The 14,707-nt window shown below is 71.8% G+C and carries 13 protein-coding genes; 5 read left to right on the top strand and 8 right to left on the bottom strand.

The features are described from left to right. Window positions 1-59 precede the first annotated feature (59 nt). Together AB0I15_RS30935 and AB0I15_RS30930 are read right to left on the bottom strand one after the other, a co-directional pair. Window positions 60-707 (bottom strand): response regulator transcription factor, encoded by a 648-nt coding sequence (locus tag AB0I15_RS30935; protein WP_358102752.1) that lies wholly within the window; start codon window positions 705-707, stop codon window positions 60-62. Between the two features lie 54 nt (window positions 708-761). Then, window positions 762-1,862 carry a DUF5931 domain-containing protein gene (locus tag AB0I15_RS30930; protein WP_358102750.1) on the bottom strand — a complete coding sequence of 367 codons (1,101 nt, stop codon included), beginning with the start codon at window positions 1,860-1,862 and terminating at the stop codon, window positions 762-764. Between the two features lie 111 nt (window positions 1,863-1,973). Here AB0I15_RS30930 and AB0I15_RS30925 point away from each other — a divergent pair, with 111 nt between their 5' ends. Together AB0I15_RS30925 and AB0I15_RS30920 are read left to right on the top strand one after the other, a co-directional pair. Next, a complete protein-coding gene (locus AB0I15_RS30925) occupies window positions 1,974-2,831 on the top strand; it encodes an MHYT domain-containing protein (protein WP_358102748.1) in 858 nt (285 codons plus the stop codon). A gap of 136 nt (window positions 2,832-2,967) precedes the next feature. After that, the gene (locus AB0I15_RS30920; RefSeq protein ID WP_358102746.1) at window positions 2,968-3,711 is read left to right on the top strand and encodes an MHYT domain-containing protein; all 744 of its coding nucleotides are present in this window, start codon (window positions 2,968-2,970) and stop codon (window positions 3,709-3,711) included. A gap of 134 nt (window positions 3,712-3,845) precedes the next feature. Here AB0I15_RS30920 and AB0I15_RS30915 read toward each other — a convergent pair whose 3' ends face one another. Continuing rightward, complete coding sequence (locus AB0I15_RS30915; protein WP_358102745.1) at window positions 3,846-4,871, bottom strand: 6-phosphofructokinase; 1,026 nt, start codon at window positions 4,869-4,871, stop codon at window positions 3,846-3,848. Between the two features lie 141 nt (window positions 4,872-5,012). Between AB0I15_RS30915 and AB0I15_RS30910 the strand changes: the two genes are divergently transcribed. Then, on the top strand, window positions 5,013-6,482 hold the full coding sequence (locus tag AB0I15_RS30910) for a glycerol kinase (RefSeq protein WP_358102743.1): 1,470 nt from the start codon (window positions 5,013-5,015) through the stop codon (window positions 6,480-6,482). A gap of 155 nt (window positions 6,483-6,637) precedes the next feature. Here the strand turns inward: AB0I15_RS30910 and AB0I15_RS30905 are convergent, their stop codons facing one another. Next, on the bottom strand, window positions 6,638-8,008 hold the full coding sequence (locus tag AB0I15_RS30905; protein WP_358102741.1) for a N,N-dimethylformamidase beta subunit family domain-containing protein: 1,371 nt from the start codon (window positions 8,006-8,008) through the stop codon (window positions 6,638-6,640). Window positions 8,009-8,060: 52 nt separating this feature from the next. Further along, window positions 8,061-8,975: a beta-propeller fold lactonase family protein gene (locus AB0I15_RS30900; RefSeq protein WP_358102739.1), complete on the bottom strand. Its 915-nt coding sequence runs from the start codon at window positions 8,973-8,975 to the stop codon at window positions 8,061-8,063. 94 nt (window positions 8,976-9,069) lie between these two features. Between AB0I15_RS30900 and AB0I15_RS30895 the strand changes: the two genes are divergently transcribed. Beyond that, on the top strand, window positions 9,070-9,933 hold the full coding sequence (locus AB0I15_RS30895; protein ID WP_358102737.1) for a GNAT family N-acetyltransferase: 864 nt from the start codon (window positions 9,070-9,072) through the stop codon (window positions 9,931-9,933). Here the strand turns inward: AB0I15_RS30895 and AB0I15_RS30890 are convergent. Further along, window positions 9,890-12,061 carry an MMPL family transporter gene (locus AB0I15_RS30890; protein ID WP_358102735.1) on the bottom strand — a complete coding sequence of 724 codons (2,172 nt, stop codon included), beginning with the start codon at window positions 12,059-12,061 and terminating at the stop codon, window positions 9,890-9,892. The genes AB0I15_RS30895 and AB0I15_RS30890 overlap by 44 nt on opposite strands. 104 nt (window positions 12,062-12,165) lie before the next feature. On the opposite strand from AB0I15_RS30890, the gene AB0I15_RS30885 reads away from it, so the two are divergent. Beyond that, window positions 12,166-12,759 (top strand): TetR/AcrR family transcriptional regulator, encoded by a 594-nt coding sequence (locus tag AB0I15_RS30885; RefSeq protein WP_358102733.1) that lies wholly within the window; start codon window positions 12,166-12,168, stop codon window positions 12,757-12,759. A 55-nt stretch (window positions 12,760-12,814) separates the two neighbouring features. Here the strand turns inward: AB0I15_RS30885 and AB0I15_RS30880 are convergent, their stop codons facing one another. Further along, a complete protein-coding gene (locus AB0I15_RS30880) occupies window positions 12,815-13,837 on the bottom strand; it encodes an alkaline phosphatase PhoX (RefSeq protein ID WP_358102731.1) in 1,023 nt (340 codons plus the stop codon). Between the two features lie 345 nt (window positions 13,838-14,182). Further along, on the bottom strand, window positions 14,183-14,650 hold the full coding sequence (locus tag AB0I15_RS30875; RefSeq protein ID WP_358102729.1) for a DNA starvation/stationary phase protection protein: 468 nt from the start codon (window positions 14,648-14,650) through the stop codon (window positions 14,183-14,185). Window positions 14,651-14,707: the final 57 nt, after the last annotated feature.

The following is a 14,707-nucleotide window of genomic DNA, read 5'->3' as shown; positions in this document are numbered from 1 at the left end:
GGAACCTCCGGGGTGACGGGGAAAGCGCGTGTTGGTGGCAACGACGCGACTCATCGAGTTTAGTCCGCGTCGAGCCCCTGCTCGATCGCATATCGCACCAGCTCCACCCGGTTGTGCAACTGCAGCTTCCCCAGGGTGTTCTGGACGTGGTTCTGCACGGTGCGGTGGGAGAGCACGAGCCGCTCGGCGATCTGCCTGTACGACAGGCCCTTGGCGACCAGCCTGAGCACCTCGGTCTCGCGCTCGGTCAGCCGCGGCGTGCCGGCGGGGGCGGGGGCCGGCTGCGCGGCCAGCCTGCGGTATTCGCCCAGCACGAGCCCGGCCAGGCCCGGCGTGAACACGGCGTCGCCGTCGGCCGTGCGCCGGACCGCCTCGAGGAACTCCTCCCGGCTCGCCGACTTCACCAGATATCCGGACGCGCCCGCTTTGACGGCCTCGAGCACGTCGTCCTGCTCGGCGCTGGCCGACAGCACCAGCACCCGCGGCGCCGGCTCCACCTGGGCCAGCCGGGCGGCCACCTCCGGCCCTGACATGTCGGGCAACCGTAAGTCCAGCACCACGACGTCGGGCAGCACCGCCGCCGCGGCCCGCACGGCCTGCCGCCCCTCCCCCACGGCGGCGACGACCTCGTAGCCGGCCTCGGCGAGATCCCTCGCGACGCCGTCACGCCACATGGGATGGTCGTCCACCACCATGACCCGCACCATGCCGCAACTCTAACGGCGCCCCCGTCGGCGCCCCCGTCGGCGCAGGGCGCGCGGTCAGGCGGGAAGGGTGATCTCCACCTCGGTGCCCTGGCCGGGGACGCTGACGATGGAGACCGCGCCGCCCAGCTCGGCCACCCGGCCCCGGATGGAGTGGGCGACGCCCATGCGGCCGGCGGTCCGGGCCTCCTCCAGGCGGCCGGCCGGGATGCCGGGGCCGTCGTCCCTGACGCTGACCGTGACCGTCCCCTCCGCCGACTCCGCCAGCACCCAGGCGCGCGACCCGGGCCCGCAGTGCGCGCGCACGTTGTCGAGGGCCGCGCCGACCGCCGCCGCGACGGACCCGGCCACCTCCGCGGGCAGGACCAGCGGAGTGGCGGGGGTCGAGACCGTCACCTCGGGGGAGCCGTAGCGGGTGAGGAGCGCGCGCAGGTCCGTGGAGCCCTCCGGCGGGGGCGGCCCGGCCGAGACGAGGTCGCGCAGCGCGGCCTCCTGCTCCCCCGCCAGGCGGCCCAGCTCGGCGGCCTCGCCCCCGATCTGCCGGCCCCGCCGCTGCACGAGGGCGAGGACCTGCAGCACCGAGTCGTGGATGTCGCGGGCCAGGCGCTCGCGCTCGCGCTGGGCGGCCTCCATCTCGGCGGCCCGCTGCATGCGCGCCTCCGCCTGCTTGGCCAGCCGGGACACGTGTCCGACCACGACTCCTGACAGGAACAGCAACACCGCCCCGTTGATCAGGACGGGCACATCGGGCATCCGGACGCGCAGCCACAGGTCGCCCGCCGCGACGACGGCCGCCGCCGCCACGCCCGCGCGCCTGCCGCCGTAGACCGCCCAGGCGAGCACGGGCGCGGCCACCCAGGTCGCGGGCGCGGGCATGATGCCGGCCGCGCCCTGGCTGGCCCCCTGCACGTACGGGGAGGCCAGCAGGCACGCCATCGCCACCAGCAGGTCGATCACCAGCAGCGGCCACCCGCGCAACGCCTCGGCGGAGTAGGCGAACGTCGCCCCCGCCGTCCACAGCGCCATGACGCCGATCACCAGCCAGCCGAGCACCGGCTCCTCATAGCCGCGGTGCTGGAGCATCAGCACGGCCGCGTACACCAGCGAGGCCACGCGGAAGACCGCGATCGCCCGCCAGAACGGCCCCTCGATAGCCATGAGTCCTTCTCATGTTTCCGACACGGAAGTTGACAGATAGTTACAGTATCCATGCGAAAGGGACAGACCGGATGGCAGAATCCGACAACCCCTAATGCAAGGAACCGATAGATGACCTCCGCTGTGAATCATTTCACCTACGGTCTGCTGACGCCGTTGCTCGCATACGTGATGTCCGCCATCGGGTCGATGCTCGGCCTGCGGCTCACCGCGCAGGCGCACGCCTCCAGGGGCGGCGCGCGGGTGCGCTGGCTGCTGGGCGCGGCCATCTCCATCGGCGGCACGGGCATCTGGGTGATGCACTTCATCGCGATGATGGGTTTCCAGGTGGAGGGAACCCCGATCAAGTACGACGTCTGGCTGACCGCGGCCTCCGCGGTGGTGGCCATCGTGGTCGTGGGCACCGGCCTGTTCCTGGTCTCGTACGGCCGCGGCCGGGTCCTGGCGCTGCTCGGAGGCGGCCTGCTCACCGGCCTCGGCGTGGCGAGCATGCACTACCTGGGCATGTACGCCATGAACATGTCCGCCCACGTCTCCTACGACCGCGTCACCGTCGCCGCCTCCGTGGCCATCGCCGTCGTCGCCGCCACGGTCGCGCTCTGGTTCACCCTCAGGGTCAAGAAGCCCATCTGGATCACCGGCGCCGCCCTCGTCATGGGCGTGGCCGTGGCCGGCATGCACTACACCGGCATGTACGCCATGCACGTCACGGTCGACGCCGAGCCCGGCATGATCATGGGCGCCGACGCGCTCGACTTTCTCGTCCCCCTCATGACCGTGATCAGCCTGATCACGCTGACCATGCTCCTCATGGTGATCCTCTCCCCGTCCGAGGAGGAGCTGCACGAAGACGCCGAACTCGTGGCCAAGCTCGAACTGCGCCGCCGCACCAACCAGCAACAGCTCACCTACCCCGCCCCGGTGACGCATCTGCCGCGCCAGCAGTCGATGCAGGTTCGCAGAAGGTAGTTGCGCGGGCGGCGACTCCCTGTTCATACTCCCTTATCGGTGCGTAAGGGATGGGTGGGGTATGTCGCCGATTGATCATTTTTCCTATGGGCTGTTAACGCCCGTCATCGCCTATGCCATCTCCAGCGTGGGTTCCATGCTGGGGTTACTGCTGACCTCCCGCGCGCGGCTCACCGGCGGCCGGGAGGCGAAGTTCTGGCTGACGGGCGCGGCTTTCGCGATCGGCGGCACGGGCATCTGGACGATGCACTTCATCGCCATGCTCGGCTTCTCCGTCAGCGGCTCGGTCATCCGGTACGACGTTCCGCTCACGGCCGTCTCCGCGATCATCGCCGTCGCCTTCGTCGGGATGGGCCTGTTCCTCGCGGCCCACGACCCCGAGCGGCTGGGGTTCCTGCTCGGCGGGGGCGTCCTGACCGGACTGGGCGTGGCGAGCATGCACTACCTGGGCATGCGCGCGATGAACATGTCCGGCCACGTGTCCTACGACCCGGTGATCGTCTCCCTGTCGGTGCTGATCGCGGTCGCCGCGGCCACGGTGGCCCTGTGGTTCACGCTGCGGGTCAGCGGGGCGCTCAGGATCGGCGGTGCGGCGCTGGTCATGGGTGTGGCCGTCTCGGGGATGCACTACACCGGGATGTACTCGCTGTCGGTGTCCGCGCACTCGGAGATGGTGGTCGTCCCGGGGGCCAGGGCCATCGACTTCCTGCTCCCGCTCATCGTCGGCATCAGCGTGATCACGGTCGGGCTGCTGCTCGCGGTCATCCTGTCGCCGTCGGAGAAGGAGCTGCGCAGCGAGGCCGAGTTCAGGGAGCGGCTGCGCGGGCGCGACGACGAGGGCGCGCCGGAGGTGGATCTCTTCGGCACGCCCCGCGGTTGAGCTATGTCCGGGGTACGGCTTGCGGCGCATGGTGGGCCGCCGACTCTCTGCGGCGCAAGCCGTACCCTGAGGGGGTTGTAGCGGTAACCCCGCTGCCTCGAAAGTACGGCCGCGCGCTTGCAAGCCGCTTTCAGTTAACCGAAGAACACCTCGGCCTCCGAGTAGCGCGACGCCGGCACGGTCTTCAGCTCGGCCGTGGCCTCGTCGAGCCCGACGCGGACGATGTCGGTGCCGCGCAGCGCGACCATCTTGCCGTAGTCGCCCTCGTGGGCCGTGTCGATGGCCTGCAGCCCGAACCTGGTGGCCAGCACCCGGTCGTAGGCCGTCGGGGTGCCACCGCGCTGGATGTGGCCGAGCACCGTGGTGCGGGCCTCCTTGCCGGTGCGCTTCTCGATCTCCTTGGCCAGCACCTCGCCGATGCCGCCCAGCCGCACGTGACCGAAGGCGTCGAGCGTGCCGGTCTGCAGCTCGATCTGGCCCTCGATCGGGTGCGCGCCCTCGGCGACCACGATGATCGGCGAGTAGCGGGTGCGGAAGCGGGACTCGACGTATTCGCAGACCCGGTCGATGTCGAACGGCTTCTCCGGGATGAGGATCACGTTGGCGCCGCCCGCCATGCCCGCGTGCAGGGCGATCCAGCCCGCGTGCCGGCCCATGACCTCGCAGATGAGCGCCCTGTGGTGGGACTCGGCGGTCGTGTGGAGCCGGTCGATGGCCTCCGTCGCGATGTTGACGGCGGTGTCGAAGCCGAAGGTGTAGTCGGTGCCCGACAAGTCGTTGTCGATGGTCTTGGGGACGCCCACGACGTTGACGTCACGATCGTAGAGCTGTTTGGCGACGCCCAGCGTGTCCTCCCCGCCGATGGCGATCAACGCGTCGACGCCGGTGGCGGCCAGATTCTCCTTGATCCGGTCGACACCACCCTCGATCTTCACCGGATTCGTACGGGAGGAGCCGAGAATGGTCCCGCCACGCGGCAGGATGCCTCGCACGGCCTGGATGTCGAGGGGCATCGTGTCCCCTTCGAGAGGACCGCGCCACCCGTCGCGGAAGCCGACGAACTCATGACCATAAACGCTCACCCCCTTACGCACCACTGCCCTGATCACGGCGTTCAGGCCGGGGCAGTCGCCGCCTCCGGTGAGCACTCCAATACGCATGGCGGGTTCCTCCCGATAGGGGTCACGAGCCAGACCTTGATGTCAGACTCGCATTGTGCCCGCCCTCACAGGCAGTGGTCTAGACCAAACGCCAGGCTCGCCAACTAAACCTGCGCCCTACGGACACCCGGAGGAGATTTCGTGAGCGTGTTGGCCATCGACGCCGGGACGACGGGGGTCACCGCGCTCGTCGTCACCGAGAACGGGCAGATCACGTCCAAGGGATACGAGGAGTTCGCCCAGCACTTTCCGCGGCCGGGCCAGGTCGAGCACAACCCGGAGGACATCTGGCAGGCGACGCTGTCGGCGTGCGCCGACGCGCTGCGCGGGGCGGACACCGCGCCGTCCTGCGTGGGCATCACCAACCAGCGCGAGACCGCGGTGCTGTGGGACCGGCGCACGCTGGCCGCGCCGCGCCGGGCGATCGTCTGGCAGGACCGCCGCACGGCCGAGCTGTGCGGGCGGCTGCGCGAGGCAGGGCACGAGCCCCGGGTGTCGGAGCTGACCGGGCTGCGCCTCGACCCGTACTTCACCGCCACCAAGCTCACCTGGCTGGCCGAGAACGACCCGGGCGTGTGGGAGGGCGTGGTGTCCGGGAATGTGGCGGTGGGGACGGTGGATTCGTACCTGATCGCCAGGCTCACGGCGGGCGCGCGGCACGTGACCGACCCGTCCAACGCCTCACGCACCCTGCTGTACGGTCTCGCGTCCGGCGGCTGGGAGCCCGAGCTGTGCGAGCTGTTCGGGGTGCCGAGGGAGGCGTTGCCGGAGATCGTGCCCAACTACGGGCCGCTGGGGCGTACCGAGCCCGCGGCGTTCCTCGGGCTCGACCTGCCGATCAGCGGGGTGGCCGGCGACCAGCAGGCGGCGCTGTTCGGGCAGACGTGCTTCGACGTGGGCGACGTGAAGTGCACCTACGGCACGGGGTCGTTCGTGCTGACCAACCTCGGCGGGGAGATCGCCCGCTCGGACTCGGGGCTGCTGACCACGGTGGCGTGGCAGACGCCCGAGGGTGAGCGCACGTTCGCGCTGGAGGGGTCGATCTTCGTGACCGGCGCGGCGGTGCAGTGGCTGCGTGACGGGCTGGGGCTGATCGGCACGGCGCCGGAGTCGGAGGCCCTGGCGCGCACGGTGCCCGACAGCGGGGGCGTGGTGTTCGTGCCCGCCCTGACCGGGCTGGGGGCGCCGCACTGGGATCCGCGGGCGCGCGGGCTGATCACCGGCATCACGCGCGGCACCACGCGGGCGCACCTGGTGCGTGCCACGCTGGAGGCGATCGCGTTCGAGGTGCGCGACGTGGTGGGGGCGATGACGGGCGGTTCGGTGCCGGTGCTCAAGGCGGACGGCGGAGCGAGCGCGAACGACCTGCTCATGCAGTTCCAGGCCGACCAGCTCGGCGCGGCGGTCGAGCGGCCGGTCGTCCAGGAGACCACGGCGCTGGGCGCGGCCTTCCTGGCCGGGCTGGGCGCGGGCGTGTGGGGGTCGCGGGCCGAGCTGCGCAAGACGTGGCGCCTCGACCGGCGCTTCGAGCCGGGCGAGCGCGACGACGCGGCCTACGAGGCGTGGCGCGCGGCCGTGGAGCTGGCCATGGCGGGCTCCCGGCCGGCCTGAGCCCCGGCGAAGGCCACCGGTCCGCCTTCACTGACCAGGCACGCCTTCACGGGGCCTCGCGCGCCTTCACGAAGCCGGCAAAGCCCTGGGGCGCCCTCCCGAAGCCCGGCAAAGCCCTGGGGCGCCTTCGGGGAGGCGCGGCTGCTCTGGGGCGTTCAGTTCGTCCGAGGGGGCGCGCCCGCCGGGCCCTTGGCGAATCTGGTCAGCAGGTTGAGGGTGGCGCGGCGGGTGAAGGCGGCCGCGGGTTCGGTGACGCCGTGGCCGCAGTCCCGGCCGCGCAGCGCGCACACCCAGCGCATCGTGCCCGAGGCGAACACCCCCGCCCCGCTCGCCGCGGTGTAGTACGTGCTGTGCGTGACGCTCCGCCGCCCCCCGCACGAGAACGGCGACTCGGCCAGCACCTCCACCCCGTCCGGCGACCCCCGCGACACCCGGTCGGTCTCCACGCCCACGAGCCCGGGGAAGCTCCGCCCCTTGGTCCCGGCGAAGATCCAGTGGCCGGGGCGGCTCACCCGGTAGACGCCCTCGGCGGGGAAGCAGTCGTACATCTGGCCCACCAGCGCGCTCTCCGGCTCCGACTCCCGCCACAGCTCGCAGACCGTCTCCTTGTCGCAGGCGACCTTCCTGCCGTGCATGGCGATGCGCCAGTAGACGGCGTTGGCGCCGAGGAAGGCGAGGTTCGTGCCGTCGTCCCTGGCCTGGGTGACGACCCTGCGCATGCCGGGCGACCAGTACTCGTCGTGCCCGAGCGAGACCACCGCGCGGGCGCCGTCGAGCGCGCCGGGCCTGAGGTCCAGGTTGGTCAGGTACGCCAGCGGCACGCCGCTCTGCTCGGCCACCGCCAGCGCCTCCTTCTCGAAGTCCAGGAAGAGCCGGGCGCCGACCCCGTCGTACGGGCGGTCGAAGGTGACGGTGCGGGAGCGGTCGGCGTACCCGCCGGGGCCCTGGTAGAGGCTGTGGCCGCCCCACAGGTTGTACGCCTGCCAGGTGGTGACCGCGTTCACGATCACCACGCGGCCCGCCGTCGAGGCCGAGCGCACGGTCACGGGGACGTAGCGCTGGGCGCCGGTCGAGGCGTCGAGCCTGATGAGGTACGCGCCCTCCGGCCAGCCCGACGTGTCCACGGTCAGGGACGGCCGCCAGTGCGCGGCGCTCACCATGCCGTCCTCGATCCGCATCGGCTGCTGGCGTACCCCACGGACCTGCGCGGACTCCCACACCTTGGCCGGGTTCGCGCCCATGCGGAAGGCGCCGGCGGTGAACCGGGGCGCGGTCGTGGACACGTGCAGCCCGAACCGCTCCCCCGGCAGGACGCTCACCCGGTCGGCCCAGCCCTCGATCTCGTGCGCGGCACCGTGGCGGGTGATCCGCCACGACTCCTGCACGTCCACATCCGCCCGCGGGCCGGCTTCCGCGTCGGTGGTGGCCGACGGTGTGATGGCGAGGGGCGTGGCGGGCGCCACGGCGGCCGGTGGCTCGCCGCAGCCGGCCACCAGCAGGACGAGGGCGAGCAGGATCTTACGCACGAGCCCATGGTCGGGATCGGGCGCCGCCGCGAGCCGCGACTTGGCGAACTCCTTACATGATCAGCACGCAGGCCGGGCTTTCGACCTCGTACGCCGCCTCGGCCGGCTCGGGCACACCGTCGCGCAGGGTGAAGATGTCGACCCTGTCGGAGTGCTGGTTGGCCACGTACATGCGGTCGCCGTCGATGGCGAAGTGGCGGGGCCAGTGGCCGCCGGTGGGCACCTCGGCGACCGGCGACAGGTCGGCGGCGCGCAGCACGGTGACCGTGTCGGGGCCGCGGTTGGCGACATAGACGAGGTCGCGTTCGAGGTGCAGGTGGGAGACGGCGTTCGGGCCCTGGCTGCGGGAGGCGGGGACGGTCGTGCGCCGCTCGCCCTCGATGAGGGTGACGGTGCCGTCGAGCTCGCCCGCCACGTACAGGCGGGGGCCGTCGAAGGCGAAGTGGCGCGGGCCGGTGCCGGCGCTGAGCGGGATCGGACGCAGCGGGGTGCCGTCGTCCTGGTAGCGGCGGATCTCGTCGGTGCCGAGGTCGGAGACGTGCAGGACGTCGTCGTGGAAGACGGCCTGGTGGGCGTGCGGGCCGGCCTGGCGGTCGGGGTTCGGGCCCGAGCCCTGGTGGCGCAGCACGATCGGCTCGCCCGCGAACGCGCCCCGCTCGTCGAGGTGGTAGATGATCGCGGTGCCGTCGCCGTAGTTGGCCACCGCGAGCAGGTCGCCCCCCGGCGACACGGCCACGTGGCAGGGGCTGTCGCCCTCGCTCGGCCGTTCGTCCAGTGGGCGCGGCTCCGGGCCCGCCTCGTACGCGGTGAGCCAGCCTCGTTCGAGCTCGCCGACGGCGTACAGCACCGGCAGGGTGGGGTGGGCGGCCAGGAACGAGGGTGAGGTGACCCGCGTGAGGCGGGGCTCCGCGCCGTCGCCGATCGTGACGATGCCCGGCCCGTATCCGCCTACGTAAACGTGCTTCACAGCGGGGTTCCTCCTATGGTTGACTTGGGCAATGAATTCGTTGACTGAAGCAAGGGTTTCTGAGGTCCGAGCCTTCAACCGGTTCTATACGAAGGTGATCGGCGCCCTCCAGGTGGGGCTGCTCGATTCGCCCTACTCGCTCACCGAGGCAAGGGTGCTGTTCGAGCTGGCGCACGCCGGGCGCATGGAGACCGGCGAGCTGCGGGGGCTGCTCGACCTGGACGCGGGCTACCTCAGCAGGATCCTGGCCCGCTTCGAGACCGACGGGCTGGTCACGCGGGAGCGTTCGGCGTCCGACGCGCGCAGGCAGCTCGTCCAGCTCTCCCCCGCCGGGGCCGAGGTCTTCTCGGGGCTCGACAGGCGCTCCGCCGAGGAGATCGGGCGGCTGCTGTCCAGGCTGACCGAGGAGGACCAGGAGCGGCTCGTCTCCGGCATGGCGGCGATCAGGTCGCTGCTCGGGGAGGAGGCCCCGGCGCGGGAGCCGTACGTGATCAGGGCGCCGCGCACCGGCGACCTGGGCTGGGTGGTCTACCGGCACGGCGTCCTCTACGGCTCCGAATACGGCTGGGGCACCGACTTCGAGCGGCTGGTCTCCCGGATCGTCGGCGACCTCGACCTCACCCGCGACGCCGGCTGGATCGCCGAGGTGGACGGGCAGCGGGCCGGGTGCGTGTTCTGCGTGCGGCAGGACGACACGACGGCCAAGCTGCGGATGCTGCTGGTCGAGCCGTCCGCCCGGGGGCTGGGTCTCGGGCGGCGGCTGGTGGAGGAGTGCCTGCGGCACGCACGGGCCGAGGGCTACAAGCGGATCGAGTTGTGGACGCGCGACTGCCTGGTGGGCGCGCGCCGCATCTACGAGAAGGCCGGGTTCGAGCTGGACTCGGAGGAGCCGGGGCTGGAGAACGGGATCGAGGTCACCGAGCAGATGTGGTCGCGCGACCTCCAGGCCACCAGTTGAGCGGTCCGGCCAGGCGCATCAGGCTGGGCACCAGCACCGCCCTGATGACGGTGGCGTCCACCAGCACGGCCACGGCCATGCCGACGCCGAGCATCTGCACGAACGTCACCTGCGCCGTGGCGTAGGCGGCGAACGTGAGCGCCAGGATGCCGCCGGCCGCGGTGATCAGCGGCGCACCGCGCTGCAGCCCGGCGGCCACGGCCTGCTCGGTGTCGCCGGTCCTGTCGTACTCCTCCTTGATGCGCGACAGCAGGAACACCTCGTAGTCCATGGACAGGCCGTAGGCGACGCAGAGCATGAGGATCGGGATGCTGGGGTCGAGCGTGCCCGTGGGGGTGAAGCCGAGCAGGCCCGACAGGTTGCCGTCCTGGAAGATCCAGACGAGGGCGCCGAACATGACGCCGAGGCTGAGGACGTTCAGCAGGGTCGCCTTGACCGGGATGACGACGCTTCTCGTCATGAGGAACAGGACGAGGAAGGTCACGCCGAGCATGAGCGCCAGCACCAGGGGGAGGCGGTCGACGACGGAGGCGCGGTAGTCGGCCAGCTCGGCCGGGTAGCCGCCGACCAGGACCTCGAAGGGGGGCTGGACGGAGCGTACGGCCTCGGCCAGGCGTACGGGGTCGTCGGCCAGCGCCGCGGCCGAGGGCACCACGGACAGCCAGGTGCCCTGGCCCCGGAACCTGGCCGGGTCGCCGTCGCCCACGCGGGCGCCCGCGGCGTACGACCCCGCCACGGAGTCCACCTGGGCCACGCCGGGGAGCCGGGACAGGGCGGCGGCGTACCCGGTGACGTCGTCCGTCTCCTTGGAGACGAGCTGGATGGCGTCGGTCTCCTCCGCGGGGAAGGACTGGCGGATGATCTCCTGGGTCTGCCGCGAGGAGGCCTCCGGGGGCAGGATGCGGTCGTCGGCCACGCCGAAGCGCAGGCCGAGGAAGGGCGAGGCGAGCACCAGCAGCAGCACCGTGGCCAGCCCGCCGGTCAGGATCGGCCGGCGCATGACGCCGACGGCCAGGGCGTGCCAGAAGCCCTCCGCACGTTCTGGCCGGTCCCGCTTGGGGAGCATCGTGCCGCCGGCTGTGGCGAGCACGGCGGGCAGCACGATGACCGCCGCGACCAGGCCGCCCGCGACGACGGCGATGCCGGCGTAGGCGAAGGAGCGCAGGAAGTCGAAGGGCAGCGCGAACAGCACGGCCAGGGACGAGGCCACGGTGAGCCCGCTGAACAGCACGGTCCTGCCCGCGTGCTCGACGGCCCCGGCGACCGCCGCCGCCCGGTCCGCGCCCCGCCGGGTCTCCTCGCGGAAGCGCTGGACGACGAACAGGCAGTAGTCGATGCCGAGGCCGAGGCCCATGGCCAGGGTCAGGTTGAGGGCGAAGGTCGAGATCTCGGCGAACGGCAGGACACCGGCGAGCAGGGCCAGGCCGATCACCATCGCGTACACGCCGGCCAGGATGGGCACCAGGGCGGCCATGGCGCGGCGCTGGTAGAGCCAGAGCAGCACGAAGGCCAGCGGGAAGACGACCAGCTCGGCGCGGACGAAGTCCTGCCTGGCCAGCGGCACGGTCTCGCGGAAGACCTCCTCCCCTCCCCCGGCCCGTACGTCGAGCAGGTCAGTGCCCTTGGTGATCTCGGGCACGAGCCTGGGCAGCACCTGGCCGCGTACGTGGTCGGCGTCGCCGGGGACGCGTACCACGACGAGGGCGCGCCTGCCGTCGTCGCTGCGCAGGGTGGCGGGCCTGCCCCGGGTCCAGTAGGAGGCGGACTCGGCGACGCCCTCCGCGCGGCCGATCCGGGCGGTCAGCTCCCTGCCCGCCGCCTCGATCGCGGGGTCGTCCACGGTGCCGCTCTTCGCGGTCACCAGGAAGATCATGTCGGGGCTGCCCGTGCCGAACCGGTCGGCCAGCTCAGCCTGCGCCCGGTCGGACTCCGAGCCCGGCGCCTCGAACCTGGCCAGCGACAGCCCCGACACCGTCCCGGCGGCCAGCACGCCGGCGGCGATCAGCAGGGCCAGGGCGAGGGTGAGGACGAGCCTGCGGCGGCGTACGAGGAGGAATCCGAGCCTGCGCAGGGGCGGCCCTCCCGTGGCGTCCTGGGCGGGCGGGCGTGGTCGCGCCACGGTCGTCATGGGCATCTCCTGGGGGTCCCCGAAAACTCGGTAAACTGCTCGTGTTTGTCTGACCTGACCAGAAATACAAGTAAATGCTCGCATTTGTCAATGAGGGGATCCCCATGCCCGAACGCACGGTTCGCCGGCAGGCGCGCGGCCTGAAGCGCATGGCCGAGATCCTCGACGCCGCCGAACTGGTGATCGCCGAGGTCGGCTATCCGGAGATGACGACGAACCAGGTCGCGGCGCGGGCGGGGATGTCGCCGGGGTCGCTGTACCAGTTCTTCAGGAACAAGGAGGAGATCCTGGACGGGCTGGTGGCCCGCTACACGGTCGACCGCCAGGAGTTCTGGGCCGGCCGGCTGGCCGCCGTCACGCCCGAGATCCCGCTGGAGGCGCTGGTGGGGCAGCTCGTGGAGGAGAGCGTGCGGTTCAAGAGCGAGTCGCCGGCGTACTGGGTGCTGCTCTACGGGACGGCGACGGGCGATCAGTTCGCGGCGGCGTCACAGCGGCTGCACGAGGACATCGCCCGGCAGCTCGCGGCCATGCTGCGCCGGCGCTCCCCTGGGCTGCCGGAGGAGCGCGCCCTGCTCAACGGGACCATGGCGCTGGCCATGGTGAAGGCCGTGATGCCGATGATCACCACAGCGCCCCCCGAACGGGCCGCCGAGCTGACCGGAGAGCTGAAGCTGATGCTGGTGCGCTACCTGAGCTGAGCTGAGCTGAGCTGAGCCGAGCCGGCCTGAGCCGGGCCGGCCCCGGGGCCGCGACTCAGGTGCGGAAGGAGCCGGTCACCTCGAAGGTGTGGCCCTCGGTGCGGCCGCGCCTGACCGAGAAGTAGAGCCGCTCGCCGCCCGGCGAGAACGCCAGGCCGGTCAGCTCGGTGCCGTCATGACCCTCGAGCCGGAGGAACGGGGTCACCGCCCGGTCGGGCGCGATGACGTCGATCTCGGTGCGCTCCCTGGCGACGTAGAGGTCGCCGGAGGGGGCGGCGGTGATGGCGCGCACGCCCTCGCACAGCCGGTCGAGCGTGGAGGTCTGGGCGTCGTAGGCCCAGAGGCCGGTGTCGCCCTTCGTGGTGAAGTAGCAGACCCCCCCCGCGTAGTGGCAGCCGTCGCCGCCGTCGAAGTGGCGGGCGTCGTCGACCTGGTGTCGGGTGGCCTTGAGCAGGGCCGCCGGGGAGGGCACCGGCCGCCAGTCGCCCGAAGCGCCCAGGACCTCGAGCGTGCCCTCGGTCAGGTCACCCCAGTCGCCCGGCCGGAACCGGTAGAAGCAGCCGTCGGGCTCGTCCTCGGTCATGTAGATCACGCGCCGCTCGGGGTCGCAGGCGGCGGCCTCGTGCTTGAAGCGGCCCATGGCCAGGCGGGGGCGGGCGGCGCGGGCGCCGTAGGGGTCGCACTCGAAGACGCGGCCGCGGTGGCCCAGCTCGCACGACAGCCAGGTGTGCCACGGCGTGGCGCCGCCGGCGCAGTTGAGGTCGGTGCCCGACAGGATGCGATAGGCGTCGGCGACACCGCCGTCGGCGCGGAACCGCAGCGCCGAGGCGCCGCCGAGCAGGGGGAGCTCGGAGTTGGACACGTAGATCCAGCCGTCGCCGTCGGGAAAACAGGCGCCACCGTCGGGGGCGGCGTGCCAGGTCAGCCCGGCGACCTTGTGGCCCGAGCGGGCCACCACCCGGCCGGTGAACCCGGGTGGCAGCGCGAGCCCGCCGTCGCCGGGCCGGCCGAGCGGTCCGTACGGACTGACGCCGCCAGGCAAGAGCGGGCCCGTGCGGAGGAGAGTCTTGTGGGACATCGTGGGGCCTCCCTCTAGGTGCCACGCTAGTCGACCGCACCGACATGAATGGCAGGGACTCGCGAGATCAAACTCTGCGCAAACCCCGGGGCCCGCACCGCGCCGGCAGGCCGGACGGTCACGATCCGTACACCCTGCGCAGGCCGGCGAGCCGGCGATCTCTCTGCTCGTCACGGTCCGTGACGGTGGGACCCCGTCCCGGCGGGCAGGAGAACGCCGGAGATCGGACGCGGCCGAGGAACCGGTGACAGCACCATGGCGGAGGCGAACACGTCGGACCGCCCGGCAGAGCCCGGCGGGACACGCGAAAGCCCGGGCCGCTCGGCCCGGGCCTGTCGCGGTGCGTCAGCGCTGCGCCTGGAACATCCAGTGCTGCTTGTCGATGTCCTGCGTCACGGCGATGAGCAGGTCCTGCGAGACCGGGTCGGCCTCGTCGGTGGCCCTGATGCGCTCGTACATGCGCCTGCCGATGCCGTCGAGGATGTCGGTGACCATCGCCACCACCTTGCCGTCCTCGAGCCAGCCGCCCTCCGGCTGCTGGAGCTTGGTGGACTTGGCGATCGTGGCGGAGCGGCCGTCGGGGTTGACGCCGAGGGCGACGGCGCGCTCGGCGATGGTGTCCATGTGGGCTCTGGCCAGCTCGGTGAGCTCGTCGAGCTGGAGGTGGATCGGGCGGAAGTGGGGGCCGATGAGGTTCCAGTGCGCCTGCTTGGCGACCAGCGAGAGATCCACCAGATCGACCAGCGCTCCTTGCAGGGCCGTCGCCACGGTGTTCTTGGCGTCGCCCGAAAGCGGACCGGTGATCGTAGCCATGTCGTTTTCCTCCCCTGCGGTCGGACTTTTCCCTATTTAGAACGAAATACGGGCTGT

The organism is Nonomuraea sp. NPDC050643, from assembly GCF_040654715.1.
Lineage (GTDB): Bacteria > Actinomycetota > Actinomycetes > Streptosporangiales > Streptosporangiaceae > Nonomuraea.
The sequence above is the reverse complement of the archived record's forward strand: the minus strand, read 5'-3'. Positions and strand labels throughout refer to the sequence as shown.